General features: G+C 72.1%; 25 protein-coding genes. 15 read left to right on the top strand and 10 right to left on the bottom strand.

The features are described from left to right. Positions 1-161 precede the first annotated feature (161 nt). The 5 genes from ABZ951_RS29350 (at position 162) to ABZ951_RS29330 (ending at position 2,698) form a co-directional block, all read left to right on the top strand. A complete protein-coding gene (locus ABZ951_RS29350; protein WP_361281112.1) occupies positions 162-890 on the top strand; it encodes a hypothetical protein in 729 nt (242 codons plus the stop codon). 67 nt (positions 891-957) lie between these two features. Further along, positions 958-1,137 (top strand): hypothetical protein, encoded by a 180-nt coding sequence (locus ABZ951_RS29345; RefSeq protein WP_344095375.1) that lies wholly within the window; start codon positions 958-960, stop codon positions 1,135-1,137. A gap of 141 nt (positions 1,138-1,278) precedes the next feature. Beyond that, entirely contained in the window at positions 1,279-1,674 is a 396-nt protein-coding gene (locus ABZ951_RS29340) for a BlaI/MecI/CopY family transcriptional regulator (protein ID WP_344095373.1), read from the top strand. Positions 1,675-1,683: 9 nt separating this feature from the next. Next, complete coding sequence (locus ABZ951_RS29335; RefSeq protein WP_344095371.1) at positions 1,684-2,202, top strand: amino-acid N-acetyltransferase; 519 nt, start codon at positions 1,684-1,686, stop codon at positions 2,200-2,202. Positions 2,203-2,362: 160 nt separating this feature from the next. Next, positions 2,363-2,698, top strand: coding sequence for an Lsr2 family protein (locus tag ABZ951_RS29330; protein WP_344095369.1), 336 nt, complete (start codon positions 2,363-2,365; stop codon positions 2,696-2,698). Here the strand turns inward: ABZ951_RS29330 and ABZ951_RS29325 are convergent. Continuing rightward, entirely contained in the window at positions 2,629-3,279 is a 651-nt protein-coding gene (locus tag ABZ951_RS29325) for an SCO3374 family protein (RefSeq protein WP_344095367.1), read from the bottom strand. The two genes, ABZ951_RS29330 and ABZ951_RS29325, sit on opposite strands and share 70 nt — an antisense overlap. A gap of 511 nt (positions 3,280-3,790) precedes the next feature. On the opposite strand from ABZ951_RS29325, the gene ABZ951_RS29320 reads away from it, so the two are divergent. Next, positions 3,791-6,316: an ATP-dependent Clp protease ATP-binding subunit gene (locus tag ABZ951_RS29320; RefSeq protein WP_344095365.1), complete on the top strand. Its 2,526-nt coding sequence runs from the start codon at positions 3,791-3,793 to the stop codon at positions 6,314-6,316. Between the two features lie 211 nt (positions 6,317-6,527). On the opposite strand, the gene ABZ951_RS29315 is transcribed toward ABZ951_RS29320, so the two are convergent. Further along, positions 6,528-6,881, bottom strand: a complete 354-nt coding sequence (locus ABZ951_RS29315) for a trypco2 family protein (RefSeq protein WP_344095363.1) — start codon at positions 6,879-6,881, stop codon at positions 6,528-6,530. Between the two features lie 340 nt (positions 6,882-7,221). Here ABZ951_RS29315 and ABZ951_RS29310 point away from each other — a divergent pair, with 340 nt between their 5' ends. Next, entirely contained in the window at positions 7,222-7,944 is a 723-nt protein-coding gene (locus ABZ951_RS29310; protein ID WP_344095361.1) for a M23 family metallopeptidase, read from the top strand. Between the two features lie 114 nt (positions 7,945-8,058). On the opposite strand, the gene cseC is transcribed toward ABZ951_RS29310, so the two are convergent. From cseC to ABZ951_RS29285, 5 genes are all read right to left on the bottom strand, one after another. Continuing rightward, complete coding sequence (gene cseC, locus ABZ951_RS29305) at positions 8,059-9,360, bottom strand: two-component system sensor histidine kinase CseC (RefSeq protein ID WP_344095359.1); 1,302 nt, start codon at positions 9,358-9,360, stop codon at positions 8,059-8,061. Positions 9,361-9,391: 31 nt separating this feature from the next. After that, entirely contained in the window at positions 9,392-10,102 is a 711-nt protein-coding gene (cseB, locus tag ABZ951_RS29300) for a two-component system response regulator CseB (RefSeq protein ID WP_344095357.1), read from the bottom strand. 7 nt (positions 10,103-10,109) lie between these two features. Continuing rightward, entirely contained in the window at positions 10,110-10,769 is a 660-nt protein-coding gene (locus tag ABZ951_RS29295; RefSeq protein WP_344095355.1) for a hypothetical protein, read from the bottom strand. Continuing rightward, positions 10,757-11,305 carry a SigE family RNA polymerase sigma factor gene (locus ABZ951_RS29290; RefSeq protein ID WP_087926908.1) on the bottom strand — a complete coding sequence of 183 codons (549 nt, stop codon included), beginning with the start codon at positions 11,303-11,305 and terminating at the stop codon, positions 10,757-10,759. The genes ABZ951_RS29295 and ABZ951_RS29290 overlap by 13 nt, the downstream gene beginning before the upstream one ends. Before the next feature lie 316 nt (positions 11,306-11,621). Then, positions 11,622-12,515, bottom strand: coding sequence for an A/G-specific adenine glycosylase (locus tag ABZ951_RS29285; protein WP_344095352.1), 894 nt, complete (start codon positions 12,513-12,515; stop codon positions 11,622-11,624). Positions 12,516-12,749: 234 nt separating this feature from the next. Between ABZ951_RS29285 and ABZ951_RS29280 the strand changes: the two genes are divergently transcribed. From ABZ951_RS29280 to ABZ951_RS29270, 3 genes are all read left to right on the top strand, one after another. After that, positions 12,750-13,109 carry a hypothetical protein gene (locus tag ABZ951_RS29280; RefSeq protein WP_361281102.1) on the top strand — a complete coding sequence of 120 codons (360 nt, stop codon included), beginning with the start codon at positions 12,750-12,752 and terminating at the stop codon, positions 13,107-13,109. 18 nt (positions 13,110-13,127) lie between these two features. Beyond that, the gene (locus ABZ951_RS29275; RefSeq protein ID WP_344098073.1) at positions 13,128-13,607 is read left to right on the top strand and encodes a pyridoxamine 5'-phosphate oxidase family protein; all 480 of its coding nucleotides are present in this window, start codon (positions 13,128-13,130) and stop codon (positions 13,605-13,607) included. Positions 13,608-14,028: 421 nt separating this feature from the next. Further along, positions 14,029-14,838, top strand: coding sequence for a hypothetical protein (locus ABZ951_RS29270; protein WP_344098074.1), 810 nt, complete (start codon positions 14,029-14,031; stop codon positions 14,836-14,838). 80 nt (positions 14,839-14,918) lie between these two features. On the opposite strand, the gene disA is transcribed toward ABZ951_RS29270, so the two are convergent. Together disA and radA are read right to left on the bottom strand one after the other, a co-directional pair. Continuing rightward, positions 14,919-16,043 (bottom strand): DNA integrity scanning diadenylate cyclase DisA, encoded by a 1,125-nt coding sequence (gene disA / locus ABZ951_RS29265; RefSeq protein WP_344098075.1) that lies wholly within the window; start codon positions 16,041-16,043, stop codon positions 14,919-14,921. A 108-nt stretch (positions 16,044-16,151) separates the two neighbouring features. Beyond that, a complete protein-coding gene (gene radA / locus ABZ951_RS29260) occupies positions 16,152-17,621 on the bottom strand; it encodes a DNA repair protein RadA (protein WP_344098076.1) in 1,470 nt (489 codons plus the stop codon). A gap of 267 nt (positions 17,622-17,888) precedes the next feature. On the opposite strand from radA, the gene ABZ951_RS29255 reads away from it, so the two are divergent. Further along, positions 17,889-19,541 carry a sigma-70 family RNA polymerase sigma factor gene (locus ABZ951_RS29255; RefSeq protein WP_361281097.1) on the top strand — a complete coding sequence of 551 codons (1,653 nt, stop codon included), beginning with the start codon at positions 17,889-17,891 and terminating at the stop codon, positions 19,539-19,541. Positions 19,542-19,693: 152 nt separating this feature from the next. Here ABZ951_RS29255 and ABZ951_RS29250 read toward each other — a convergent pair whose 3' ends face one another. After that, complete coding sequence (locus tag ABZ951_RS29250) at positions 19,694-20,530, bottom strand: hypothetical protein (protein WP_344097877.1); 837 nt, start codon at positions 20,528-20,530, stop codon at positions 19,694-19,696. A 42-nt stretch (positions 20,531-20,572) separates the two neighbouring features. Here ABZ951_RS29250 and ABZ951_RS29245 point away from each other — a divergent pair, with 42 nt between their 5' ends. The 4 genes from ABZ951_RS29245 to ilvD all read left to right on the top strand — a co-directional run bounded on the left by ABZ951_RS29245 (position 20,573) and on the right by ilvD (position 25,045). Continuing rightward, on the top strand, positions 20,573-21,505 hold the full coding sequence (locus ABZ951_RS29245) for a Ppx/GppA phosphatase family protein (protein WP_344097875.1): 933 nt from the start codon (positions 20,573-20,575) through the stop codon (positions 21,503-21,505). A 109-nt stretch (positions 21,506-21,614) separates the two neighbouring features. After that, positions 21,615-22,439, top strand: a complete 825-nt coding sequence (locus ABZ951_RS29240; protein ID WP_344097874.1) for a sugar phosphate isomerase/epimerase — start codon at positions 21,615-21,617, stop codon at positions 22,437-22,439. Continuing rightward, a complete protein-coding gene (locus ABZ951_RS29235; protein WP_344097873.1) occupies positions 22,436-23,074 on the top strand; it encodes a TetR family transcriptional regulator in 639 nt (212 codons plus the stop codon). Before ABZ951_RS29240 ends, ABZ951_RS29235 begins: the two co-directional genes overlap by 4 nt. A gap of 120 nt (positions 23,075-23,194) precedes the next feature. After that, positions 23,195-25,045, top strand: a complete 1,851-nt coding sequence (ilvD, locus tag ABZ951_RS29230) for a dihydroxy-acid dehydratase (protein ID WP_344097872.1) — start codon at positions 23,195-23,197, stop codon at positions 25,043-25,045. Positions 25,046-25,156 lie beyond the last annotated feature (111 nt).

Here is a 25,156-nt window from a genome sequence, read left to right as displayed (position 1 = left end):
CCAAGGGCCGCACGAGCTGATCCCCGCCGGACTCGAACTTCAGCGCCCTGCGGGCGCGTCCTCAAGCGCCGGACGGGCTGAAATCAGCCCGTCCGGCGCTTGGCCACGCCCGAAAACCTCAGCTAAGCGAAATTTGTCCGCTTAGCACTTAAAGTCGGCCCATGCCCACGCCCTATGGATCACGCGGCGGCATGGCGTTCAGCGCGGACGAACTGCGCGTGCTGCGCCGAGCCCTCGCCATCGCCCTCCACCCCCAATCCGTCACCGGCGGCCCCGGCCCCGACCGCGACGACGAGGTGCGCGACTGCCTCCGGCTCGCCGAAGCGGTCGACGAGGCGGCCCGCGAAGGCGGCCGGCTGCGGGCCTTCCTCCTTGCCGACCTCGCCCGCTACCGCGCCGCCCTGCCCGGCACCGCCACGGGCTACACACAGCGGCTCCAGGACGCCCTGACGGCGGGCTACCGGCCCGGCGCGGAGGACCTCACCGCGCTCCGCGCGCTGTGCTCCGCGCCCTCCGGCGCGCCCGAGGCCGAGCGCCGCCGCGCCCTGCTGCGCCACTGCGAGCACCTCGCCGAGCTCGGCGTCCGGGCCCGCCTGGCCGGCCGTACGGTCGCGGGCCCGCTGCCCCGGGCCCGGCCCCGGACGCGCCGCATCCACCTGCTCGCCCTTCAGGGCGGCCGGGCGGCGACCGCGGCCACCGGCGAGAACGGGGCGGGCGCGAAGAAGCCCGAGCCCGAGCCGAAGCCCGCCCCGGACAAGCCCGAGCCCCCGGCCCGCCCGCCGGGGCCGGGGACCGACCGGCCCATTCCCACGCCGGGCGAGGTCTTCCCGCCCCGGCGCAAGCCCGCCCCGCCGTCCGCCACGCGCGACCCCCAGGCCCGACCCGCCTGATACGGGCGTAATCTGGACGGGTCGCTCAGGCAACCTCGAAATCCCGATCCAGAAGGAGCCGACGGCCATGGACTATGTCGCCGCGCTGGTCCCGCCCGTGGTCATGGCGGTGGCATTCACCGCCCTGATCGTGACGATCGTCAAGAGTCAGGGCGGTGCGAACAAGGCGAAGGAAGACGCCGCCGTCGATGCCGCGCTGGCGAGTGCGGAGAGTGCCCGGCAGGCAGCCAAGGGCAACCCCGCCTGACTTCCCGCGCGGGCGCGCGCCGACCGGTTGGGCGCACCCCGCCCGCAGGGCGCACGGACCGAGAGTGCATTTCTCGGCCGTGCGCCCTTTTTGCTGCCGTAATAAACCGGCATTCTAGACATCTCCCACTATTATTCGCGTGTGGTTCGACGCCTGGGTGATCTGGAAGACGCCGTCATGACGCGCGTGTGGGACTGGAACCGGCCGGTCACTGTTCGAGAAGTCCTGGAAGACCTTCAACAGGAACGGTCCATCGCCTACACGACCGTCATGACCGTAATGGACAACCTGTATCAGAAGGGCTGGGTACGCAGGGAAGCGGAAGGCCGCGCCTATCGATATGAGGCGGTCTCCAACCGGGCCGCCTACTCGGCCGCACTGATGAACGAAGCGTGGTCCGTCAGCGACAACCCCGCGGCCGCCCTCGTCGCCTTCTTCGGGATGATGTCCGCCGAACAACGCGAGGCCCTGCGCGACGCGATCCGGGTGGTGCAACTCGACGGGCCCGCCGACACCGCGGGGCCCGCGGGGCGATAGCGTCCCGTCATGGCCGCCCTATCGAAAGTCGTCACCGTCCGCCGCGCCCGGACCAGCGATGTTCCGGCGGTGCGCCGCCTCATCAACACGTACGTTCGTGAGCGCATCCTCCTCGACAAAGCCACGGTCACTCTTTACGAGGACATCCAGGAGTTCTGGGTCGCCGAGCGGGACGAGGACGGCGCCGTCATCGCCTGCGGCGCTCTCCATGTGATGTGGGAAGACCTCGCGGAGGTGCGCACTCTCGCCGTGGACCCCGACGTCAAGGGCGGTGGGATCGGCCACTTGGTACTGGACAAGCTGCTGCAGACGGCACGCTGGCTGGGCGTGCGGCGCATTTTCTGCCTCACCTTCGAAGTGGACTTCTTCGCGAAGCACGGCTTCGTGGAGATCGGTGAGACGCCGGTGGACGGTGATGTCTACAGCGAGCTGCTGCGTTCCTATGACGAGGGTGTTGCCGAGTTCCTGGGTCTCGAACGAGTGAAGCCGAACACCCTTGGCAACAGCCGGATGCTTCTGCATCTGTGATCGCGGTCCCTATGTCCGAATCGCGCCCCTATCACATGGCTCCGGAAGGGAGGCTTCCCACGCGGAAGGCGGGCTGAACCTTCCCGGGGGGTTTGTGTTTTTCCGGGAAAGGCGGTTTGCTATTCCTCCGTAATCCCATTTTCCACTGAAAGGATTCCCCGTGGCACAGAAGGTTCAGGTCCTTCTTGTCGATGACCTCGACGGTGGCGAGGCGGACGAGACCGTGACGTTCGCGCTCGACGGCAAGACCTACGAGATCGACCTCACCACGGCCAACGCGGACAAGCTGCGGGGCCTGCTGGAGCCGTACACCAAGAGTGGCCGTCGTACGGGTGGCCGCGCCGCGGCCGGCCGCAGCAAGGTGCGCGCCACCACCGGCGGCAGCCCCGACACCGCGAAGATCCGCGCCTGGGCCAAGAAGAACGGCTACAGCGTGAACGACCGCGGCCGGGTGCCCGCCGACATCCGCGAGGCGTACGAGAAGGCCAACGGCTGATCTCCCGCCGGCTGACGCGTGCGCGCCTGCCCGGCGCGCAGCAGCCGGGCCCGGTGGCACTCCGTGGCCGCCGCGCTCACGAGCCGTACGAGATCGGGGGCGCCCCCATCGCCCCCGAGGCCGGTCACCGGCAGCGTCGGCTCCACCTCACCCCCCGGCTCGGGAGGCCGTACCCATACGGCCTTCCCCGCGCCGGACGCCCCGGAGTGCCCGCGGTCCCCGCCGACGGGCACGGGTGCCACGATCCGGCCGCCCGGCCCCAGCGCGGTCAGATCCAGGGCCACCCCGCCCCACTCCAGCCAGTCGAGCAGCCCCGGCAGCTCGTCCGCGCCGCCCGCGGCGATCAGGAAGCGCATTCTGCGCGCCCGTAGGTCGTGGGCCACGGGTCCGGTCCGCGCGATCCGCCCGAGCACCGCGAGACCGGCGTCGGCGGGCAGGTCCAGCACGTCGAAGCGGACTCCGGTGAGCAGTTCCACGGGCTCCCCGCCCGTGGTGGGCCAGCGCAGTTCGTGCTCGTACCACCGACGTGCCTGGCACCATGGAGACGCGGAGCCGCAGGGGCGGGGGAGGGCGACGGTCATACGTGGTGCAACTGTGGAATCCCCAAGAGGTTACGCAGAGTTGGTACTCGGGAACACTCTGTATAAGAAACCAGGGGCGCACAGGCGCTTCGGAGGGCGCGCGGGTGTTCGCCCGTAGCGGATGCGGGGGGCCTGCGCCGCATGGACTGTCCGGGCTTGCGGGTAAGACATTCCCGATGGGAAAGAGGCGGTGCGACAACGCCGACAACGCACGGAGCGCGTCGCCGGGGGCGGTGGCAGGGCTACAGGCGGGCGTGTCGGGGGGAGGGTGCGTTCGCCATGGGCGTAGTGGTGGAGAGCGTATATGCCTGGCCTGCGGGAACATCGTCTCCCACCATCGGGTTGGAGCATTTGTCGGCTGTTCGGCAGGAGGTTTCCCCGCCGTTGTGGGGGTGATCCGGACGGATGTCGGCAGTTGGAATGAGCGGTCCCCGCTTGCGGGACTAAGCTGCGGAAGGACAGGGAGGGGACCGACCCCTTACTGCCTGACCGCTCTGAGGAGCGATTAACGATGTTCGAGAGGTTCACCGACCGTGCGCGGCGGGTTGTCGTCCTGGCTCAGGAAGAAGCCCGGATGCTCAACCACAACTACATCGGCACCGAGCACATCCTCCTGGGCCTGATCCACGAGGGTGAGGGTGTCGCCGCTAAGGCCCTGGAGAGCCTCGGGATTTCGCTCGAGGCGGTCCGCCAGCAGGTGGAGGAGATCATCGGGCAGGGGCAGCAGGCCCCGTCCGGCCACATCCCCTTCACGCCCCGTGCCAAGAAGGTCCTGGAGCTGTCGCTCCGCGAGGCCCTCCAGCTCGGCCACAACTACATCGGTACGGAGCACATCCTGCTCGGCCTGATCCGGGAGGGCGAGGGAGTCGCCGCCCAGGTCCTGGTCAAGCTGGGTGCCGATCTGAACCGGGTGCGGCAGCAGGTCATCCAGCTGCTCTCCGGTTACCAGGGCAAGGAAGCGGCCACGGCCGGCGGCCCGGCCGAGGGCACGCCCTCGACCTCGCTCGTCCTGGACCAGTTCGGCCGCAACCTGACGCAGGCCGCCCGCGAATCCAAGCTCGACCCGGTCATCGGGCGCGAGAAGGAGATCGAGCGGGTCATGCAGGTGCTGTCCCGCCGTACCAAGAACAACCCGGTCCTCATCGGCGAGCCCGGCGTCGGCAAGACGGCGGTCGTCGAGGGCCTGGCCCAGGCCATCGTCAAGGGCGAGGTGCCCGAGACCCTCAAGGACAAGCACCTCTACACCCTCGACCTCGGTGCGCTGGTCGCCGGCTCCCGCTACCGCGGTGACTTCGAAGAGCGCCTGAAGAAGGTTCTCAAGGAGATCCGCACCCGCGGCGACATCATCCTGTTCATCGACGAGCTCCACACCCTGGTGGGTGCGGGCGCCGCCGAGGGCGCGATCGACGCTGCGAGCATCCTCAAGCCCATGCTGGCCCGGGGCGAGCTCCAGACCATCGGCGCCACCACGCTGGACGAGTACCGCAAGCACCTGGAGAAGGACGCCGCTCTCGAGCGCCGCTTCCAGCCCATCCAGGTCGCCGAGCCCTCGCTGCCGCACACCATCGAGATCCTCAAGGGTCTGCGCGACCGCTACGAGGCCCACCACCGCGTGTCCATCACGGACGAGGCGCTGGTCCAGGCCGCCCAGCTGGCCGACCGCTACATCTCGGACCGCTTCCTGCCGGACAAGGCGATCGACCTGATCGACGAGGCCGGCTCCCGCATGCGCATCCGCCGGATGACCGCGCCGCCGGACCTCCGCGAGTTCGACGAGAAGATCGCCGACGTGCGCCGGGACAAGGAGTCCGCGATCGACTCGCAGGACTTCGAGAAGGCCGCCTCGCTCCGCGACAAGGAGAAGCAGCTCCTCGCCGCGAAGGCCAAGCGGGAGAAGGAGTGGAAGGCCGGCGACATGGACGTCGTCGCCGAGGTCGACGGCGATCTGATCGCCGAGGTCCTGGCCACGGCCACCGGCATCCCGGTCTTCAAGCTCACGGAGGAGGAGTCCTCCCGCCTGCTGCGCATGGAGGACGAGCTCCACAAGCGCGTCATCGGCCAGAAGGACGCCATCAAGGCGCTCTCCCAGGCGATCCGGCGCACGCGTGCGGGCCTCAAGGACCCGAAGCGCCCCGGCGGCTCCTTCATCTTCGCGGGCCCGTCCGGCGTCGGTAAGACGGAGCTGTCCAAGACGCTCGCCGAATTCCTCTTCGGTGACGAGGACGCCCTGATCTCCCTCGACATGTCGGAGTTCAGCGAGAAGCACACCGTCTCGCGCCTCTTCGGCTCCCCGCCCGGATACGTGGGTTACGAAGAGGGCGGCCAGCTCACCGAGAAGGTGCGCCGCAAGCCGTTCTCCGTCGTTCTTTTCGACGAGGTCGAGAAGGCCCACCCGGATATCTTCAACTCGCTGCTGCAGATCCTGGAGGACGGTCGTCTGACCGATTCCCAGGGCCGGGTCGTCGACTTCAAGAACACCGTCATCATCATGACGACGAACCTCGGCACCCGGGACATCTCCAAGGGCTTCAACCTGGGCTTCGCCGCCCAGGGCGACGTCAAGACCGGCTACGAGCGGATGAAGGCCAAGGTCAACGAAGAGCTCAAGCAGCACTTCCGGCCCGAGTTCCTCAACCGTGTCGACGACACGGTGGTCTTCCACCAGCTCACCGAGGAAGACATCATCCAGATCGTCGACCTCATGGTCGCCAAGGTGGACGAGCGGCTCAAGGACCGCGACATGGGCCTGGAGCTGAGCTCCGAGGCCAAGTCGCTGCTGGCGAAGAAGGGCTACGACCCGATCCTGGGCGCCCGCCCGCTGCGCCGCACGATCCAGCGCGAGATCGAGGACATCCTCTCGGAGAAGATCCTCTTCGGTGAGCTGCGTTCCGGCCACATCGTGGTCGTCGGCACCGAGGGCGAGGGTGAGAACAAGAAGTTCACCTTCCGCGGCGAGGAGAAGGCGACCCTGCCGGACACCCCGCCGATCGAGTCCGCCGCCGGTGGCGCGGGCCCGAACCTCTCCAAGGACGCGTAAGCGCCCGAGGCGATAGACAGCACCCGGGTCGGCCCCGGAACCGTAGGACGGTTCCGGGGCCGACCCCTTTTCGTATTTCGGCGATCACTGAAACAGTGCGCGCGGGATTCGGCGCCAAGCAGGGGGACCGGCCGGCAGGCCGTGAATGCGGACGTTGATCAGCATTCCTCGGTACCGCGGTGAGCCGGCCGCGCCGCCGGCGAATTAAAGATCACTGCCCGCCGGTGCCGAAGCGGGAAACGCCGCCCGGCCGCTGATTTCCCACCCGCAGCCCGCCGCCGGTGCGGGCGTCCTTGGGCGTGAGCGTGAAGGACACCGTGTGCGTGCGGGTCGAGCCGCGGGACGCCTCCGCGTCCGCGCTGACGACCCACGCCTTCACCCCGCCCGAGCCCTTGGCGTCCTTGCGGATCTCGACGGTGAACTCCATGGCGATCTCGCCGACGTCGAAGACGACCTCCTGGCCCGCGCCCCGGGCCGCCGCGCTGATCAGGCCGTCCCGGACGGCCTGGACGGCGTCCGCGAGCTCGATGTCGTCGAGGTGGGAGTGGCGGGAGTCGTTGCCCATCGCGGTGCCCCCCGGGGCTTGAGGTGTGGCCGTGCCGGTGCCGGGAGCGTACCGCCGGGGCGGGGCCGTTGGTCCCGAAACGGGCAAGGTCGAAAGTCCCTCCGCGGTGATGCCGCGCACAGGGCGTGCGTCACATACGGAGCCGCTTAGTAGGAAAGGCGCCCCGGCAAATTCCTTATCCGGGCCCGCGGCGGGCCCGGATCAGGGGCCAAATACCCTCCGCCCTTTTACGGGGTGCGTTAGTAGCGGGCTTCCTTGGCAGCACGGGGAATGCGGGTTACCAAGGTATGGCGATCCCGGCCCGCAGCCGGGACCCATTCTTGCCTGGAGGTTTTTCCTTATGTCGAAGCGCGCCGCTCTCCGTAATTCGAGCACGTCCGTCCTGCGTTCCCGCGCCGCCGTCGTGGCCGCCGGGCTCGGAGCCACGGTCGCGCTCGGAACCGGTGCGGCGCTCGCTGCCGACACCACCTCGCAGGCGCAGATCCCGGCCTTCGCTTCCGTCGCGGCGCTGGACGACGCGCTGAACGCGCAGGCCGACACGCTGCTGAAGGCCGCCGCCAAGGACGCCGCCCGCGCCAAGCAGGAGGCCGCCAAGCGCGCCGCCGAGGCCCGCAGCAAGGCCGAGGCCTCGCGCAAGCGCGTCGACGCCTGGGTCTCGCCCGTCGAGGGCTACCAGGTCGGCCAGCCCTTCGGTAAGGCCGGTGCCATGTGGGCCAGCAAGCACAGCGGCCAGGACCTGGTCGTGAACACCGGTACGTCCGTGAAGGCCGTGCACGGCGGTACGGTCGTGAAGGCCGGCCCGAACGGCGGCGGCGACGGCCCGGCCTACGGCAACGCCATCGTCATCAAGCACGACAACAACACGTACTCGCAGTACGCCCACCTCTCGCAGGTGAAGGTGCGGGTCGGCCAGGCCGTCACCACCGGCCAGGAGATCGGCCTGTCGGGCTCCACCGGAAACTCCTCCGGCCCCCACCTGCACTTCGAGATCCGTACGACCCCGAACTACGGCACCGCCGTCGAGCCCCGCGCGTTCCTGAGCGCCCGCGGCGAGAACCTCTGACCGAGGTCGCCGCAGCAAACCCCAACGGGCCCGCCCGGTCCGTCCCCGCAGAGAGCGCGGGGCGGACCGGGCGGGCCCGTTCGCGTGGTCCCCGACCGGTCAGTCGGCGGGCCCTCAGTCGGGCACCTGGATGACCGGGAAGCTCCCGGTGGAGGTCGGGGACGACTCCGGCAGCCAGAGCACGGCGATCGCGCCGCTGTCCCCCTCCAGCTCCGGATCCGCGTTGCGGAAGCTCAGCCGGGCACCCAGCACCCGCGCCTGCCCGGCCGCGATGGTCAGCCCCAGGCCGTGGCCCTTGCCCGCCCGGTCCTTGCTGCCCGTACGGAACCGGCTCGGCCCCTCCAGCAGCAGCTCCTCCGGGAAGCCGGGCCCGTGGTCCCGCACGCGCAGCACCCGCCCCTCGACGCTGACCTCGAAGGGCGCCTTGCCGTGCTTGGCGGCGTTCGCGAGGAGATTGCCGAGGATGCGCTCCAGCCGGCGCGGGTCGGTCGAGACGTACGCGTCGCGCACGACCTTGACCCGGGCCTCCGGCTCGGCGATCCGCACCCGGCGCAGCACGAACTCGCCGAGCTGGATGTCCTGCATCTCCGCCCGCTCCGCGAAGCCGTCCAGCCGGGCGACCTCCAGCACGTCCTCGACGAGGGTGCGCAGGGCCTGGGCCCGGTCCCGCACGAGCTCGGTGGGGCGGCCCGGAGGCAGCAGCTCCGCGGCCGTGAGCAGGCCGGTGACGGGTGTCCGCAGCTCGTGCGCGATGTCGGCCGTGACGCGCCGCTCGGCCTCCAGCCGGTCCTGGAGCGCCTCGGCCATGCCGTCGACCGCGCGCGCCAGGTCGTCCGTCTCGTCGCGGACCCGCCCCCCGATGGCCTCGCGCACCCGCACGTCGCCCTCGCCGTCCGCGAGCCTGCGGGCGGCGGTGGCGGCCTTGCGCAGCCGCCGGGAGAGCTGGCCGCCGATGAGGATGCCCAGGGCGCAGCCGCCGAGCACGACGGAGACCGAGCCGAGGATCAGCGTCTTGTCCAGCTCGCCGAGGATCGAGAAGCGGTCCTGGTACTTGTTGTGGATCGAGAGGATCTTGCCGTTGCGGGTCGGTACCGAGGCCCAGACCTCCAGGGTGCCGCTGCTGTCGGTCTTCTGCAGGTACGTGGCGCGCTGCCCCAGGGCCGCCGCGTCCCGGAGCTCCTGCGGCAGCCGGGGGTCGTTCAGCTTGGCGTGGGGCATCAGGCGGCGGGTGCTGTCGTAGTAGGTCTGGGCCGCCTGGACGCGGGAGTCCATCACGTCGCGGGCGTTGTTGAGCATGGAGACCCGGGCCGCGTTGTGGACGACGAGGCTCAGGGCCACGGCCACGAGCGCGCTGACACCGGCGATGGCGAGGCTGACCTTCCAGCGCAGCCCGGTGCGGAGGGCGAGCTTCACCACGGGGCGTTCCGGCGGGTCACCATCGCAAGGGTCAGCCTCTGAGCTTGTAGCCGAAGCCGCGCACGGTTTCGATCCGGTCCTGGCCGATCTTGCCGCGCAGCCGCTGCACGTGGACGTCCACGACGCGGGTGTCACCGCCCCAGCCGTAGTCCCAGACGCGCTCCAGCAGCCGGTCGCGCGAGAGCACGGTGCCCGGCGCCGCGGAGAACTCCAGCAGCAGCCGCATCTCGGTGGGGGTCAGGCCGACGGGCTCGCCCGCCTTGCGGACCTCCATGCCCTCCGTGTCGACCTCCAGGTCGCCGAAGCGCAGCACGCCGCCTTCGAGGGGCTCCGGCTCGTCGGCCGCCCCGGCGCCGCCGCCCGAGCCGCTGGCGTGCCCGAAACGGCGCAGCACGGCCCGGATCCGGGCGACGAGCACGGCGCCGTCGAAGGGCTTGGTGACGTAGTCGTCGGCCCCGGCCTCCAGGCCGAGCACGACGTCGATGGAGTCGGCACGCGCCGACAGCATGATCACGGGCACGGTCGACTCGTCACGGATCCGGCGGCACAGGCTGACCCCGTCCAGCCCCGGCACCATGACGTCGAGCAGCGCGATGTCCGGTCTGCGGGCGCGGAACTTCTCCAGCCCCAGCAGCCCGTCCGGCACCGCGGTCACCTCGAAGCCGTCCCGCTCCAGCGCCAACTGGGTCGCCTCGCGGATGACGTCGTCGTCCTCGACGAAGAGCACATGCGTATCGGCCACGCTGCTCCTAGCCCTCCGTTCCCACGCTCGGGGGTTCACCCTTGCTGTTGTTGCCGACCCGGCCGTAGTCCGTGTGCGTACGGCTGGTCTCCCGGAACGCGTCGCCCGACCAGTGGTACGTCAGCACATCCTGCCCCGCCGCGCAGCAGGACTGATCGCTGGGGGCTTCCCGGCTGACCTGCAGGTCGTGGCGGTCGATGTCGGCATAGACGGACGACTGCTCGACAGCGAACACGTTTTCGTACGTGTCGCCCTTGGCACGGTACACATAGGAACCGACACCGACGGAATCGCTGCAGTTCATGACGTTGACGACGACGTCGTTGCGCGGGCCCTCGGTCAGCTGCCCGTAGATCACGTCCACCGGGTACTGGTTCTTCACACAGGGCTTCAGGTTCCGCTTGACCGCGTCGCCGACCTTCGGGTCGCTCTTGACGAGCTTGATGGCGTCGACCTTGGCCAGGGCGGGTATGCCGGGCGCCGAGGGCAGCCGGCTCGCCTTCGCCGTCGGCCGGCTCTGGCTCTCGGCGGTGCCTTCCTTGCGCACGCCCTCGGTGCCGCTCTCACAGCCGGCGAGCAGCAGACCGGCGGCCGCGGCCAGCGCGGTGACCGTGCCGCCGGTGATCAGTGCCGGCCTGGTGGAAGCCGCCTTTTTCAGGCTGCGCACCGTTCCTGCCCCCGCTCGTTGCGCTCCAGGGCGTGGAAGTCCAGATCGCGGCTCTCCAGCTCCTGACGCAGCCGGGCGAGGGCCCGGTGCAGCGTGCTCTTGACCGTGCCGGTCGACATGCCGAGCGCCTCCGCGGTTTCCTCGGTGCTCATCTGCTCCCAGTGTCGCAGCACGACCACGCTGCGCTGCTTGGGCGCCAGGACCCCGAGGATGTCCATCAGCAGGGCGCGGTCGGCGTGCTGCTCCGTGCCGTCCTCGACGCTCGCGTCGGGGAGCTGCTCGGTGGGCACCTCGTCGAGCTTGCGGGCACGCCACCACTCCGTACGAGTGTTGATCATGACGCGGCGGAGGTAGGCGTCGGCCAGCGACTTGTCCGCTATGCCGTCCCAGCGGCCGTAGGTGCGCACCAGCGCGGTCTGGAGGAGGTCCTGCGCGTCGATGGGGTCCGGAACGAGACGGCGGGCGCTGCGCAGGAGGGCGTCCTGACGGTTGCGCACGTACTCTTCGAAGTCCAGAACCTTGCCGCTGCTGGCCATCTTGCAGCCTCCATTCCGCTTGCGTTCCCCGCGTCACGCTGGTGGTCCTCCAGCACGGGTAGGACGCTACGGAGGAGCTGTTGCGGCGTGATGTGCAGGAGCCCTTCGGCTGGTACACAGCTGTCCATAGGTTGTGTAACAGAGGCAACGGAAAGGCGATGAAATAGGGCGCAAGCGGGGCCCCGCGCCTTCACATCCTCGTCAGACGTCTCCTCAGCCCCACACGGCGTTCATCAGCTTTACGCCGCGGGGGCCGGCTGACACTGAGGGTGAGGACACCGCCGCGCAGCGGTGGTGTACCCACGCGCCCCGCCGGCTAGGCGAGCGGCAGCCGGTACATCCCGTCCGGCAGCGGCTCCACCAGGCCGTCCGAGACGAGCCCGTCCAGCGCGCGGGCCCGTTGCACCGGCTCCTCCCACACCGCGTCCAGCGCCGCCTGCGGCACCGCACCGACGGCGTCCCGCAGCACGGCCAGCAGCTTGCCCCGCACCTGCCGGTCGGTACCGGCGTACGTCTGGCCACGGCGCGGCGGCCCGTCGTGCGCCGGTGCGCCGGCGGCCCGCCAGGCACACCGGGCCGCGATCGGACACCGCGCGCAGACGGGCGTGCGGGCCGTGCACACCAGAGCCCCGAGCTCCATCGTGGCGGCGGCCCAGCGGGCGGCGACGGGCTCGCTGTCCGGCAGCAGCGCGCGGGCCAGCTTCCGCTCGGCGGCCGTCGTCGCGTTCGGCGGGTACTGCACCCCGCTCACCGCGCGGGCGAAGACCCGGCGGACGTTGGTGTCGAGGACCGCGTGCCGCTGCCCGTACGCGAAGGACGCCACCGCGGCGGCCGTGTACTCGCCGACGCCCGGCAGCGCGAGCAGCTGCGCGTGGTCCCGCGGCACCTCGCCGCCGTGCAGCTCCGCTATCGCCGAGGCGGCGGCGTGCAGGCGCAGCGCGCGCCGCGGGTAACCGAGCCGGCCCCAGGCGCGGACCGCCTCACCGGGCGGCTCGGCCGCGAGGTCCGCGGGGTGCGGCCAGCGGGCGAGCCACTGCTCGTACACCGGCAGCACCCGGGCGACCGGCGTCTGCTGGAGCATGAACTCGCTGACCATCACGCCCCACGCCCCCGCCTCGGGGCGGCGCCAGGGCAGATCGCGGGCGTGCTCGTCGAACCAGTCGATGACGGGGTCGTGCAGCGGCGGGACGGGCGTCTCAGTCACAGTCATGGCCCTTCGATCCTGGCATGAGGGGCCGACAGGGAAGAAACGCGCCGGGCCCGGGGCCCTGACTTTCGGCAGGGGCGCCGCCCGGCCCGCTGCTCGTGGCGTCGGCCCGGTGAGACGCACCACGGCCCTGACCAGGGCTCTGCCGGACACCCTGCTGCGGGCGGGGCTCGCCGCGCCCGCCGTCGTCACGGGACGCCCCCCCGGCCCGGGGCGGTGCACGCGGGCGGGGCGGCCGTGCTCGCCGCCGCCGTCGCCCTCTCCGGCTCCCGGCCGGCCGTGGCGCTCCCGGCGGTGGCGGGCCCGGGCCTGGCCGCCTCGCCGTCCCTGTTCACGCTCTCCTACGGGCCCGCCCTGTCCGTTCTCGGCTACCTGCTGGGCCGCCGCTCGGCCGGGCCGGGACCGGCGCTCCGGGCCTTCGCGGGCACCGCGGGCGGCGGGCACGGCCCTCGTCGCCGCCCGCGGCTCCGACCCCGTGATCGAATGGCTGGTTCTGATCGGCACGCTGCTCTTCAGCGCCGTCTTCCCCTGGCCGGCCGCTACCGGGTCCGGGCCGCGATCAATGCGGACGAGGCCGGACTGGTCACCGGCGACTGAGCGGGGTGGAATGGGATCATGAGCGAGACGGAGAACCGGCCGCCCCGAGAGATCCGGGCGGCCCTCGACGCGCACACGACCATGACCCTGGCCTACACCGACGAGGACGGACCCCAGGCGTGCGCCGTCCTCTACGCCGTCGGCGAGCCCACCGGCCAGAGCCCCAACCTGCTCTTCGTCACCTCGACCACCACCCGTCACGGCCGTGCCCTCCTCGCCGGGGACCCGCGCGCCGCGTTCACCGTCCAGCGCGACGGCCAGGTCTGGACCGCCCTCACGGGCATTCAGGGCCGCGGCACCTGCCGCCGGCTGGAGGGCGCGGATCGCGAGACCGGCTGGCGGACGTACACCGCCCGCTTCCCGTACGTCGACCACAACGAGCGGCTCAGGCAGGCGATGGAACGCACCGACCTGTGGGAGCTGCGCCCCGACTGGCTGCGGGTGATCGACAACGGCCAGGGCTTCGGCCACCGCACGGAGTGGACCCGCTCGGCCTGACGAGCGGGGGCACTGCCGTGTACCGGTCGCGCGGGCCCGGCGTCCGGGCGGCGCGGCCGCGGTCCACGCCCTGACGAGCGCCCCCTGACGCGCCCCCGCACGCCGAGCGTGCCACCACACCGTGACGGCCACGGCCAGCAACAGCCCTGCCTCCGTACCGACTTCCGTGCAGGAGTGCGCCCGGCCGGGAGTGGAGTGCGCGAACGAGGTGATGTCACGGGAGAGATCGTTGTCCATGGTTCAAGGACCGTACGGACCGTCACCCCCGGGCCACACCGGGCGATCGGCAGGCGTATCACCGGACTTTCGTCAGGTGCCGACAACGGAATAGCGCCCCGGTGCGGGCAGATGATGAGAAAAGTAGGCACCCACCCGGCGGGTATGGGCTGGTGCCCTGCCCGATCTCTCGTAGAGTCTTCGCGTGGGATCACTGCGCAATCCGATCGGGCCGCTTCCCTCCTCCATCTACTGGCGGCGGAGGGCAGTTGCGCTTGGCCTGCTCGGCCTTCTCGTTCTGCTGGTGTTGTGGATCGTCACCTTCGGGGACGGCGGCGGCTCCGGCGATGACCAAGGCAAGGGCTCCAACGGAAAGGGCCCGGCCGAGACCACCATCACGCCCGGCCCCGCCCCGTCGGGCCCGCACTACAGCCAACGCCCGGGCGGCAGAGGCGATTCCGGCACCGGGGGGAGCGGCGAGCCCGGCGGCACGGGCGGCTCCGGCGGCGGAGGCTCCGCGAGCGGCGGTGCCGGCACCGGCGGCGCGGGCGGCTCCGGCGGTGGCGCGGGCGCCCTGGGCACCGGCGAGGGGAAGGTCGTCCCGCCCGCCTCGCCCCTGCCCGACTGCGCGTCAGGGGCCGTGCGCCTGACGGTCCGCAGCGTGAAGGACACCTACAAGCCCGACGAGAAGCCCACGTTCGAGATCGTCGTGAAGAACACCGGCAGCAGTGCCTGCAAGGTGAACTTCGGCGCCACCGCGGCCGTCCTGAAGATCACCAGCGGTGACGACCACGTGTGGTCCTCCGCCGACTGCCCCCGGGGCACCGGCGCCGTCCTCGTGGAGCTCGCCGGTTCGGGTGAGACCAAGCGCACCCTGGAGTGGGACCGTAAGCGCAGCGCCGCGCGCTGCGCCACACCTTCCGGTGACACCACGGCGGGCGCCGGCACCTACCGGGTCGAGGTCAAGGTGGCTGGGGTCACTGAGAAGTTCACCTTCGCGCTCGACAAGAGCTGAACCGGGCACGGAAAAACACGACGGGTCCGCAGGCCGGGAAGGCCGCGGACCCGTTGCCGTACACCGGACGGTGCGCGGGGCTACACGTACCGCTCGAGGATCGAGGACTCCGCCAGCCGCGAGAGCCCCTCGCGGACCGAGCGGGCCCGGGCCTCGCCCACGCCGTCGACGGTCTGGAGGTCGTCCACGCTCGCCGCGAGCAGCTTCTGCAGCCCGCCGAAGTGGTCGACCAGCCGCTCGATGATGGCGCCCGGCAGCCGCGGCACCTTGGCCAGCAGCCGGTAGCCGCGCGGGGAGACCGCGGAGTCCAGCGTCTCGGGGGAGCCGCTGTAACCGAGGGCACGCGCCACGATCGGCAGTTCGAGGAGCTCGCTGTGGGAGAGGGCGTCCAGCTCTGTCAGCGCCTCCGGCACCGTGCGGGTGCGCTTCGCGGTCGGCTCGGGCACGTAGTCCCGCACGACGAGATCGCGCTCCGGCTCGACACCGGCGATCAGCTCGTCCAGCTGGAGCGAGAGCAGCCGGCCGTCGGTGCCCAGCTCGACCACGTACTCCGCGATCTCGGTGGCGATTCTGCGGACCATCTCCAGGCGCTGCGCGACCGCCGTCACGTCCCGGACGGTCACCAGATCCTCGATCTCCAGGGCGGAGAGGGTGCCGGCGACCTCGTCCAGCCGGAGCTTGTAGCGCTCCAGGGTGGCCAGGGCCTGATTGGCGCGGGAGAGGATCGCCCCGGACTCCTCCAGGACGCGCCGCTCACCGCCCACGTACAGCGCGATCAGCCGCATCGACTGGCTGACCGAGACGACGGGGAAGCCGCACTGGATGGACACCCGCTGCGCGGTGCGGTGCCGGGTGCCCGTCTCCTCGGTGGGGATCGAGGCGTCCGGCAGCAGCTGGACGCCCGCCCGCACGATTTTGGTGATGTCCTTGTCGAGGATCAGGGCGCCGTCCAGCTTGCACAGCTCGCGCAGCCGGGTGGCGGTGAACTCCACGTCGAGGACGAAACCGCCGGTGCACATCGACTCGACCGTCTTGTCCATGCCGAGGACGATGAGCCCGCCGGTATTGCCGCGGAGGATGCGCTCCAGGCCGTCACGCAAGGCCGTGCCGGGCGCGACGGCGCTCAGCGAAGCGCGCATCAGACCGTCGGCAGCGGAGCTTCCCCCGGCCTTGCCGGGGCCCGATGCCCGGTCATTGGCTGCCACTGCACTCCTCCGGTCGCAAGGTCAACGGTGCCGCAGGCCGCCCTGCTGTTCCGTACGTACGGGCGAGACCAGGGCAAAGTCTACTGGCGTATTCCGGCGTCCAGCCTATTAAAGAGGGCTTCCCTCCGGTTCGGCCCGGGTCCGGCCGGGGCTCTCTTCCGGCCGGAAGTCCGCCCCGGCCTTGCGCCGATTCTCCCGGGGTACCCGCTTGGGCAGCACTCGAAGCGCCTCGCCTATGTCCGCGACCTCGATCACCCGCATGCCGCCGGGCACCTTCCCGGGGTCGCTGGGCACCAGGGCGTGGGTGAAACCGAGCCGGGACGCCTCCGCCAGCCTCCGCTGGACCCCCGTCACCCGCCGGACCTCGCCCGCCAGGCCCACCTCCCCGATGGCCACCAGGTTCTTCGGCAGCGGGGTGTCACTGGCCGCGCTGGCCAGGGCCAGGGCGATGGCGAGGTCGGCGGCCGGCTCGGAGAGCTTCACCCCGCCGACCGTGGCGCTGTAGATGTCGCGCTTGCTCAGCGCGGTGATGCGGCCGCGCTGCTCCAGGACGGCGAGCATCATCGACACCCGGGAGGTCTCCAGACCGGAGGTGGTGCGGCGGGGAGAGGGGATCTGGGAGTCGACCGTGAGCGCCTGCACCTCGGCCACCAGCGGCCGGCGGCCCTCCAGGGTCACCGTCAGACAGGTGCCCGGGACGGGCTCGTCGCGCCGGGTCAGGAACAGGCCGCTGGGGTCCGTCAGCCCGGTGATGCCCTCGTCGTGCAGCTCGAAGCAGCCGACCTCGTCCGTGGCGCCGTAGCGGTTCTTCACGCCGCGGACCAGGCGCAGCCGGGCGTGCCGGTCGCCCTCGAAGCTCAGCACCACGTCCACCAGGTGCTCCAGCAGCCGGGGGCCGGCGATGGCTCCGTCCTTGGTGACGTGGCCGACCAGGAGCGTGGCCATGCCGCGGTCCTTGGACGCGCGGATGAGGGCGCCGGCCACCTCCCGCACCTGGGCCATTCCGCCGGGCGCGCCGTCGATCTCGGGCGAGGCCACGGTCTGGACCGAGTCCATGATCAGCAGGGAGGGCTTGACGGTGTCGAGGTGGCCGAGGACGGCGGACAGATCCGTCTCCGCCGCCAGATAGAGGTGGTCGGAGAGGGCGCCGATCCGCTCGGCGCGCATCCTGACCTGGCTCGCGGACTCCTCACCCGTCACGTAGAGGGTGCGGTGCTCCTCGGAGGCGGCCTTCGCCGCCACGTCCAGCAGGAGGGTGGACTTGCCGACACCGGGCTCACCGGCGAGCAGGACCACGGCGCCGGGCACCAGCCCGCCGCCCAGGACCCGGTCCAGCTCGTCCACACCGGTGCCGCGGGCGGTGGCCTGGCGGCCGTCGACCTGCGCGATGGGCACGGCCGCCGAGGTGACCCGGCCCGGCGCCGTCGTGCGCACGGCGGGCGCGCCGTACTCCTCGACCGTGCCCCACGCCTGGCACTCGGGGCAGCGGCCGAGCCACTTGGCCGTGGTCCAGCCGCACTCGGTGCAGCGGTAGGAGGGCCGGTCCTTGGCGGACGAGCGAGAGGTTCGGGCAGCCATGGGGGCCACCGTAGCGGTGGCCACTGACAAGCCGGCGCCCGAGCGGGGCCCGCAGGGGCCCCGGGGGGCGGAACCGGCCGTCCGCACACCCTGGAACGGGTCCCTCCGGCGAGGTGCCCCGGTTCCCCCGCGATGCGACCGGTGCGGGCGCCGTCACCTGCGGAATGTCTTATTCCTGTCCCCTTTTGAGGGAGAACGTCACCCGAATGGGTTAAACCTGCGCCCGCAGCGAGGGCGAGGGCCCATCATCCCCTTACCGTCGCCGGGATGATGACCAGGAGGCCCGAGCACCCCACGCATGCCACCGGCGCGCACCGTGCGGACCGCGGTGCGCCGCGCGCGGCCCGCACGGAGCAGGACACCCTCGTGCAGCGGCCGCCTCTCCCGTACGAGCCGTACCTCGACGGGCTGTTCACCTACTGCCTGTCGGTGCTGTGCGAGCACGACGCCGCCACCGCCGCGCTCGGCGAGGTCCTCGCCCTCGCGGAGCGCCGCGCCGACCGCGCCCCGGCCGGCGACGAGCCGCGCCGCTCCTGGCTGTACGCCCTCGCCCGCTGGGCCTGCCTGCGCAGGCTCATGGAGAAGGGCACCAGGGCGGCGGAGCCCGCCACCCCCGCCCCCGCTCCGTCTTCTTCGTCCCCGGCTTCGTCCTCGGCCTCCACGGACGAGCGCCGCCGCAGGGAGCTGGCCCTCCTCGCCTGGCCGGAAGCCGCCGGAACCACCGCCGAACAGCGCGAAGGGCTCGAACTGGCCGTCCGCCACGGCCTCTCCGCCCAGGAGGTCGCGGCCGTGCTCAGGATGGAGGCCGACACCGCCCGGACCCTGCTGTCCAGCGCCGCCTGCGAAGTCGAACGGACCCGCACCGCGCTGGCCGTCGTGGAGTCCGGCCGCTGCCCGGTCGTCGCCCGCTTCACCGGCGACACCCAGGTGCTGCTCGGCGCGGCCCTCCGCCGGGAGCTGGTCCGGCACGTCGACGACTGCGCCGACTGCCGGCGCACCGCCGAGCGGGCCACCGCCGGCGAGCCCTGGCCGGGCACGGCCGCCTCGTCCGCGGCCCTCCCCGTCATCGAGGCACCGGCGGCCGCCGTGCACGCCGCCATGCTCAGCGCCCTGGACGCCGGCAAACAGCGCGGGTCCGCAGCGCCCCCGGCCCCGCGCTTCGACCGGCGCGGCTACCCCCTGGAGCCCAAGGACCGGGCCGCACGCCGCAGCCGCTTCCGCAGCCGGGCCGTGACGACCACCGTCGTCGCCACCGTCATCGCGGCCCCCCTCCTGGCGCTGTGGGCCGCCTACAAGGGGGCGCCCGCGACAGGAGAGGGACAGGACACCGCTTCCGTCACCGCGGAGGAGACCGAGGTGGGCCGGCACCCCTACCAGGGCAGCGGCCCGACCCACCGGTCCCTCGGCACGCACACCGCGGCCGGCCGCCCGCTCGCCGACGTCTCGGTCGCGGTCATCGGCCCCGACGGCAGGCCCGTGCCGGCCCCGCCCCCCGGCAGCGCCGCACCCGCGCCGTCCGGCAGCGGCACCCCGCTGCCCGGCCCGCCACCGGCGCCCGCCCCGGGCCCGGGGCGGCTGACGGTGGAGGCACAGCCGAGCGGGAGCAGCACCCTCATCACGCTCCGGGCGAGCGGCGGGGAAGCGGTCGTCTGGTCGATGACCACCAGCGCGCCCTGGCTGCGCCTGAGCCGCACCGGCGGGGTGCTTCAACCGGGGCAGTCCCTCACGGTCGTCGTCCAGGTCGACCGGGCGAGCGAGCCCGCGGGCCGCTGGAGCGCGCGGGTGGCCGTGGCACCGGGCGGCTCCGCCGTGACGATCGAGGGCCACGGCGCCACCCCCGCACCGTCACCGCCCCCGCCGCCCCCACCCCCGGCGGACCCCCAGCCGTCGGCTCCGGCCCCCACGCCGCCACCCGGCTGAGGCCGTGCGGCCGGACGGCCCGAGGGTTCGAGGGTGCGAGGGTTCGTGCTCACGCCGCGGCCCGAGAGCCGGCCCCGCCCAGCGCCCGTGGCCGGACCACGCCCGCCTGGTCGGCAGAGCTCATGTCCGTACCGGCGCCGGCTGAACGGGCGTCAGCGCCCCGCGCCCCCGTCCGCCGGATGCGGAGCCATCGGCAGCAGCGACGCCAGTCGTTCCTCGCAGAGCTCGACCAGGCGCGCGTACGCCTTCTTGCCCATCAGTTCCTTCAGCTCCGGCGCGTACGTCACGTACACCGGGTCGCCCGCACCGTGCGCGGACGTCGCGGACGTGCACCACCAGTGCAGATCGTGGCCCCCGGGGCCCCACCCGCGGCGGTCGTACTCGCCGATCGAGATCTGCAGCACCCTGGTGTCGTCCGGCCGGTCGATCCAGTCGTAGGTGCGCCGCACCGGAAGCTGCCAGCACACGTCCGGCTTGGTCTCCAGCGGCTCGCGGCCCTCCTTGAGCGCCAGGATGTGCAGCGAGCAGCCCGCGCCGCCCGCGAAGCCCGGCCGGTTCTGGAAGATGCACGAGCCCTGCCAGCGGCGCGTCTGCCGCTCGCCGTCCTCGTCGAGCTGCGTCCAGCCGCTGTCGGTGCCCACGCCGTGGAACTGCCACATCTCCGGCGTCAGCCGCTTCACGTACCCGGCGACCCGCTGCTCGTCGTCCTCGTCCGAGAAGTGCGCCCCCAGCGTGCAGCAGCCGTCGTCGGCGCGTCCGGCCTGGATGCCCTGGCAGCCGCTGCCGAAGATGCAGCTCCAGCGGGAGGTGAGCCAGGTCAGGTCGCAGCGGAAGATCTGCTCGTCGTCGGCGGGGTCGGGGAACTCGACCCAGGCCCGGGCGAAGTCGAGTCCGACCTCGTCGGAGACCCCGGCCGGCCGGGAGGTCTTGGAGGTCTGTGAGGTCTCGCCGAGGGATTTGCCCGGCTTCGCCTTCTTCGTCTTTGCCACCCCACCAGCCTATGCGCCGTCGGCGGCAGTAGCGTTCAGGCCATGAGACTCGGTGTCCTCGATGTGGGTTCGAACACGGTCCACCTGCTGGTGGTGGACGCGCATCACGGCGCCTGCCCGCTGCCCGCCCACTCGCACAAGACCGAGCTGCGCCTCGCCGGGCTCATCGAGGACGGCGGCGCCATCAGCGAGGCCGGCGTCGACCGCCTCGTCGCCGTCATCCAGGACGCGCTGCGGGCCGCCGAGGACAAGGGCGTCGAGGAAGTCCTGCCGTTCGCCACCTCCGCGGTCCGCGAGGCGACCAACGCCGACGCCGTCCTCGCCAGGGTCCGCGAGGAGACCGGCGTCACCCTGCCCGTGCTGCCCGGCGACGAGGAGGCGCGCCTGACCTTCCTGGCCGCCCGCCGCTGGTTCGGCTGGTCGGCCGGGAAGCTCCTCCTTCTCGACATCGGCGGCGGCTCCCTGGAGATCGCCCACGGCATGGACGAGGAACCCGACCGGGCCGTCTCCCTGCCCCTGGGCGCCGGCCGGCTCACCCACACCCGGCTCCCGGGCGACGTCCCCGACCCCGCGGACGTCCGGGCCCTGCGCCGCCACGTCCGGGCCCGGATCGCCCGTATCGTCGGGGACTTCGCCCGCCTCGGAGCCCCCGACCGCACCGTGGGCACCTCCAAGACCTTCAAGCAGCTCGCCCGCATCGCGGGCGCCGCCCGCACCGCCGAGGGCCCCTACGCCCCACGCACCCTCTCCCGCAAGGCGCTGGAGGAGCTGGTGCCCAGGCTCGCCGCGATGACCTCCGCGCAGCGCGCCCGGCTCCCCGGTGTGTCGGCGGGCCGGGCACCCCAGCTGGTGGCGGGCGCGCTCGTCGCCGAGGCGGCGATGGACCTCTTCGGCGTGGACGAGCTCGACATCTGCCCCTGGGCCCTGCGCGAGGGCGTCATCCTGAGCCGGCTGGACCACCTGCCGGCGGAGTGACATCCCCGCTCCCACCACCCCCACGGCACCCGCCGGTCACAGGAGAAGCATCAGCCAATAAAAGAGGCACCCGCCCCGCCACGGGAGAGGCGGTCGTACGCTGTCCTTCGTGACAGAGCCAGTGGTGCGCATCCCGGATGCCAAGGTCGCGCTGTCCACGGCCTCGGTCTACCCCGAGTCGACGGCGACGGCCTTCGAGATCGCCGCACGCCTGGGCTACGACGGTGTCGAGGTCATGGTGTGGACCGATCCCGTCAGCCAGGACATCGAGGCGCTCCGGCGCCTGTCCGACTACCACCGGGTGCCGATCCTGGCCGTCCACGCTCCTTGCCTGCTGATCACCCAGCGGGTCTGGTCGACGGATCCCTGGGTCAAGCTCCAGCGGGCCAGGGCGGCGGCCGAGAAGCTCGGCGCGACGACCGTGGTCGTCCACCCGCCCTTCCGCTGGCAGCGCTCGTACGCCCGGGACTTCGTGCGCGGCATCTGGCGGATGGCGGACGAGACGGACGTGCGCTTCGCCGTGGAGAACATGTACCCCTGGCGCTACCGCGACCGCGAGATGCTCGCCTACGCACCCGACTGGGACGTCACCAAGGACGACTACCGGCACTTCACCGTCGACCTCTCCCACACCGCGACCGCCCGTACGGACGCACTCCAGATGATCGACCGCATGGGCGACCGCCTCGCCCACATCCACCTCGCCGACGGCAACGGCTCCGCCAAGGACGAGCACCTCGTGCCCGGCCGCGGTCAGCAGCCCTGCGCCGAGCTGCTCGAACGGCTCGCTGTGAGCGGCTTCGACGGGCACGTGGTGATCGAGGTCAACACCCGCCGCGCGATGTCCGCGGCCGAGCGCGAGGCCGACCTCGCCGAGGCCCTGGCCTACACCCGGCTGCACCTCGCCTCGCCGACGCGCGTCCCCCGCCCGTGACCGCCGCCGCCCCGGAGCCCGCCCCCAGGAAGCGCGGCCGGCCCGCCCGTACGGACCCGGCCGCCGGCCCCGGAGCCCGCGAGCGCATCCTCACCGCCGCCCGTGCCGAATTCGCCGGGCGCGGGTACGACAAGGCGTCCATCCGCGCCATCGCCCGCGGCGCCGGCGTCGACCCCGCCCTCGTCCACCACTACTTCGGCCCCAAGGAACAGATCTTCGCGGCCGCCATCGAGACCGACTTCGCCCCCGCCCTCCGGGCCCCGGCCGTCGTCCGCGACGGCGGCCCGGAAGCGCTGGGCGAGCGGCTGACCCGCTTCATCCTCGGCGTCTGGGAGGACCCGGCCACCCGCGAGCCGCTCCTCGCGATCGTCCGCTCCGCCGTCGCCAACGAGACCGCCGCCGCCGTCTTCCGCGACCTCGTCACCCGGCGGCTCATGGCCCGCGTCGCGGACGAGCTCGACACCCCCGACCCCCGGCTGAGCTCCGAGCTGGCCGCCGCCCACCTGGTGGGCGTCGCCATGCTGCGCCATGTGATCAAGGTCGAACCGCTCGCCTCGGCCGACATCGAGCAGGTCATCGCCATGGTCGCCCCGGCGGTCCAGCGCCACCTGACGGCCCCCGGAGCGCCTGGCTGACGCGCGGGGCGCCCGAAAGAGCCGTCTCACATCGCGGAGACCCTGTCCGGACCCTGGATCGCGGGCGTAGGCTCGAAAGACGCTGACACAGCGCTGACACACTTCGAGGAGTGGAGCAGGATGCCCGAGCTGAGGTCCCGCACCGTCACCCACGGCCGCAACATGGCGGGCGCCCGCGCCCTGATGCGGGCCTCGGGCGTAGCGAGTGCGGACATCGGCAAGCCGATCATCGCGGTGGCCAACTCCTTCACCGAGTTCGTCCCCGGCCACACCCACCTCGCCCCGGTCGGCCGGATCGTCTCCGACGCGATCCTGGCGGCGGGCGCGGTGCCCCGCGAGTTCAACACCATCGCGGTCGACGACGGCATCGCCATGGGCCACGCCGGCATGCTCTACAGCCTGCCCTCCCGCGACCTGATCGCCGACTCCGTCGAGTACATGGTCGAGGCGCACTGCGCCGACGCGCTGATCTGCATCTCCAACTGCGACAAGATCACACCCGGCATGCTGATGGCCGCGCTGCGCCTGAACATCCCCGTCGTCTTCGTCTCCGGCGGCCCGATGGAGGCCGGCCAGGCCACCCTCGTCGACGGCACGGTCCGCAAGCTCGACCTCATCAACGCCATCGTCGACGCCGTCGACGAGAACGTCTCGGACGAGGACGTCCTGCGCATCGAGGAGAACGCCTGCCCCACCTGCGGCTCCTGCTCCGGCATGTTCACGGCCAACTCCATGAACTGCCTGACCGAGGCCATGGGCCTGTCCCTGCCGGGCAACGGCTCCGTCCTCGCCACGCACACCGCCCGCAAGGCCCTCTACGAGAACGCCGGCCGCACAGTCGTGGAGATCACCAAGCGCTACTACGAGCAGGACGACGCGTCCGTCCTGCCGCGCAACATCGCCACCCGCGCCGCGTTCGACAACGCCATGGCCCTCGACATCGCCATGGGCGGCTCGACCAATACGATCCTGCACCTGCTCGCCGCCGCCCAGGAGGCCGGGCTCGACTACGACCTCAAGGACATCGACGCGGTCTCCCGCCGGGTCCCCTGCCTGGCCAAGGTCGCGCCGAACGTCGCCCCCGGCGGCACGTACTACATGGAGGACGTCCACCGCGCCGGCGGCATCCCCGCCATCCTCGGCGAGCTCTACCGCGCCGGACTCCTCAACGAGGACGTGCACACCGTCCACGCGCCCGGCATCAAGGAGTGGCTGGACACCTGGGACGTGCGCGGAGGCTCCCCCTCCGCCGAGGCCGTCGAGCTGTGGCACGCGGCTCCCGGCTGCGTCCGCTCCGCGACCGCCTTCTCCCAGTCCGAGCGCTGGGCGACCCTGGACACCGACGCGGCGGGCGGCTGCATCCGCGACGCCGCGCACGCCTACTCCAAGGACGGCGGGCTCGCCGTCCTCAAGGGCAACCTCGCCCCCGACGGCTGCGTCGTGAAGACGGCCGGCGTCGACGAATCGATCTGGACGTTCGAGGGACCGGCCGTCGTCTGCGAGTCCCAGGAGGAAGCCGTCGACAAGATCCTCCGCAAGGAGATCAAGGAAGGCGACGTCGTCGTCATCCGCTACGAGGGCCCCAAGGGCGGCCCCGGCATGCAGGAGATGCTCTACCCGACGTCCTTCCTCAAGGGCCGCGGCCTCGGCAAGTCCTGCGCCCTGGTCACCGACGGCCGCTTCTCCGGCGGCACCTCGGGCCTGTCCATCGGCCACGCCTCGCCCGAGGCGGCGTCGGGCGGTGCCATCGCGCTCGTCCACGACGGCGACCGCGTCCGGATCGACATCCCCGCCCGTTCGATCGAGCTCCTCGTCCCGGACGACGAGCTCACGGCCCGCCGCGCGGCCCTCGGCGGCACGTACGCGCCGAAGAACCGCGAGCGCAAGGTCTCGGCGGCCCTGCGGGCGTACGCCGCGATGGCCACCAGCGCGGACAAGGGAGCGGTGCGGGACGTCAGCCGGCTGGGTTAGCGGCCTGGGCTGCGGCCCGTCGTTGCCGCCTGCGGGCGCGTCCTCAAGCTCCCCCGGCTACCGCTGGGAAGTGCCCCCGGACGGGTTGTTCGGGCTGAGCTCAGCCCGAAC

The organism is Streptomyces sp. NPDC046215 (genome assembly GCF_040646215.1).
Taxonomy (GTDB): Bacteria; Actinomycetota; Actinomycetes; order Streptomycetales; family Streptomycetaceae; genus Streptomyces; species Streptomyces stramineus.
The sequence above is the reverse complement of the archived record's forward strand: the minus strand, read 5'-3'. Positions and strand labels throughout refer to the sequence as shown.

Bases quoted from the DNA above. Each gene is read 5' to 3' on its own strand.
- ABZ951_RS29350 (WP_361281112.1), top strand. From the start codon at position 162: ATGCCCACGCCCTATGGATCACGCGGCGGCATGGCGTTCAGCGCGGAC.
- ABZ951_RS29345 (WP_344095375.1), top strand. From the start codon at position 958: ATGGACTATGTCGCCGCGCTGGTCCCGCCCGTGGTCATGGCGGTGGCA.
- ABZ951_RS29335 (WP_344095371.1), top strand. From the start codon at position 1,684: ATGGCCGCCCTATCGAAAGTCGTCACCGTCCGCCGCGCCCGGACCAGC.
- ABZ951_RS29325 (WP_344095367.1), bottom strand. From the start codon at position 3,279: ATGACCGTCGCCCTCCCCCGCCCCTGCGGCTCCGCGTCTCCATGGTGC.
- ABZ951_RS29320 (WP_344095365.1), top strand. From the start codon at position 3,791: ATGTTCGAGAGGTTCACCGACCGTGCGCGGCGGGTTGTCGTCCTGGCT.
- ABZ951_RS29315 (WP_344095363.1), bottom strand. From the start codon at position 6,881: ATGGGCAACGACTCCCGCCACTCCCACCTCGACGACATCGAGCTCGCG.
- ABZ951_RS29310 (WP_344095361.1), top strand. From the start codon at position 7,222: ATGTCGAAGCGCGCCGCTCTCCGTAATTCGAGCACGTCCGTCCTGCGT.
- ABZ951_RS29290 (WP_087926908.1), bottom strand. From the start codon at position 11,305: ATGGCCAGCAGCGGCAAGGTTCTGGACTTCGAAGAGTACGTGCGCAAC.
- ABZ951_RS29285 (WP_344095352.1), bottom strand. From the start codon at position 12,515: ATGACTGTGACTGAGACGCCCGTCCCGCCGCTGCACGACCCCGTCATC.
- ABZ951_RS29275 (WP_344098073.1), top strand. From the start codon at position 13,128: ATGAGCGAGACGGAGAACCGGCCGCCCCGAGAGATCCGGGCGGCCCTC.
- radA (WP_344098076.1), bottom strand. From the start codon at position 17,621: ATGGCTGCCCGAACCTCTCGCTCGTCCGCCAAGGACCGGCCCTCCTAC.
- ABZ951_RS29255 (WP_361281097.1), top strand. From the start codon at position 17,889: ATGATGACCAGGAGGCCCGAGCACCCCACGCATGCCACCGGCGCGCAC.
- ABZ951_RS29245 (WP_344097875.1), top strand. From the start codon at position 20,573: ATGAGACTCGGTGTCCTCGATGTGGGTTCGAACACGGTCCACCTGCTG.
- ilvD (WP_344097872.1), top strand. From the start codon at position 23,195: ATGCCCGAGCTGAGGTCCCGCACCGTCACCCACGGCCGCAACATGGCG.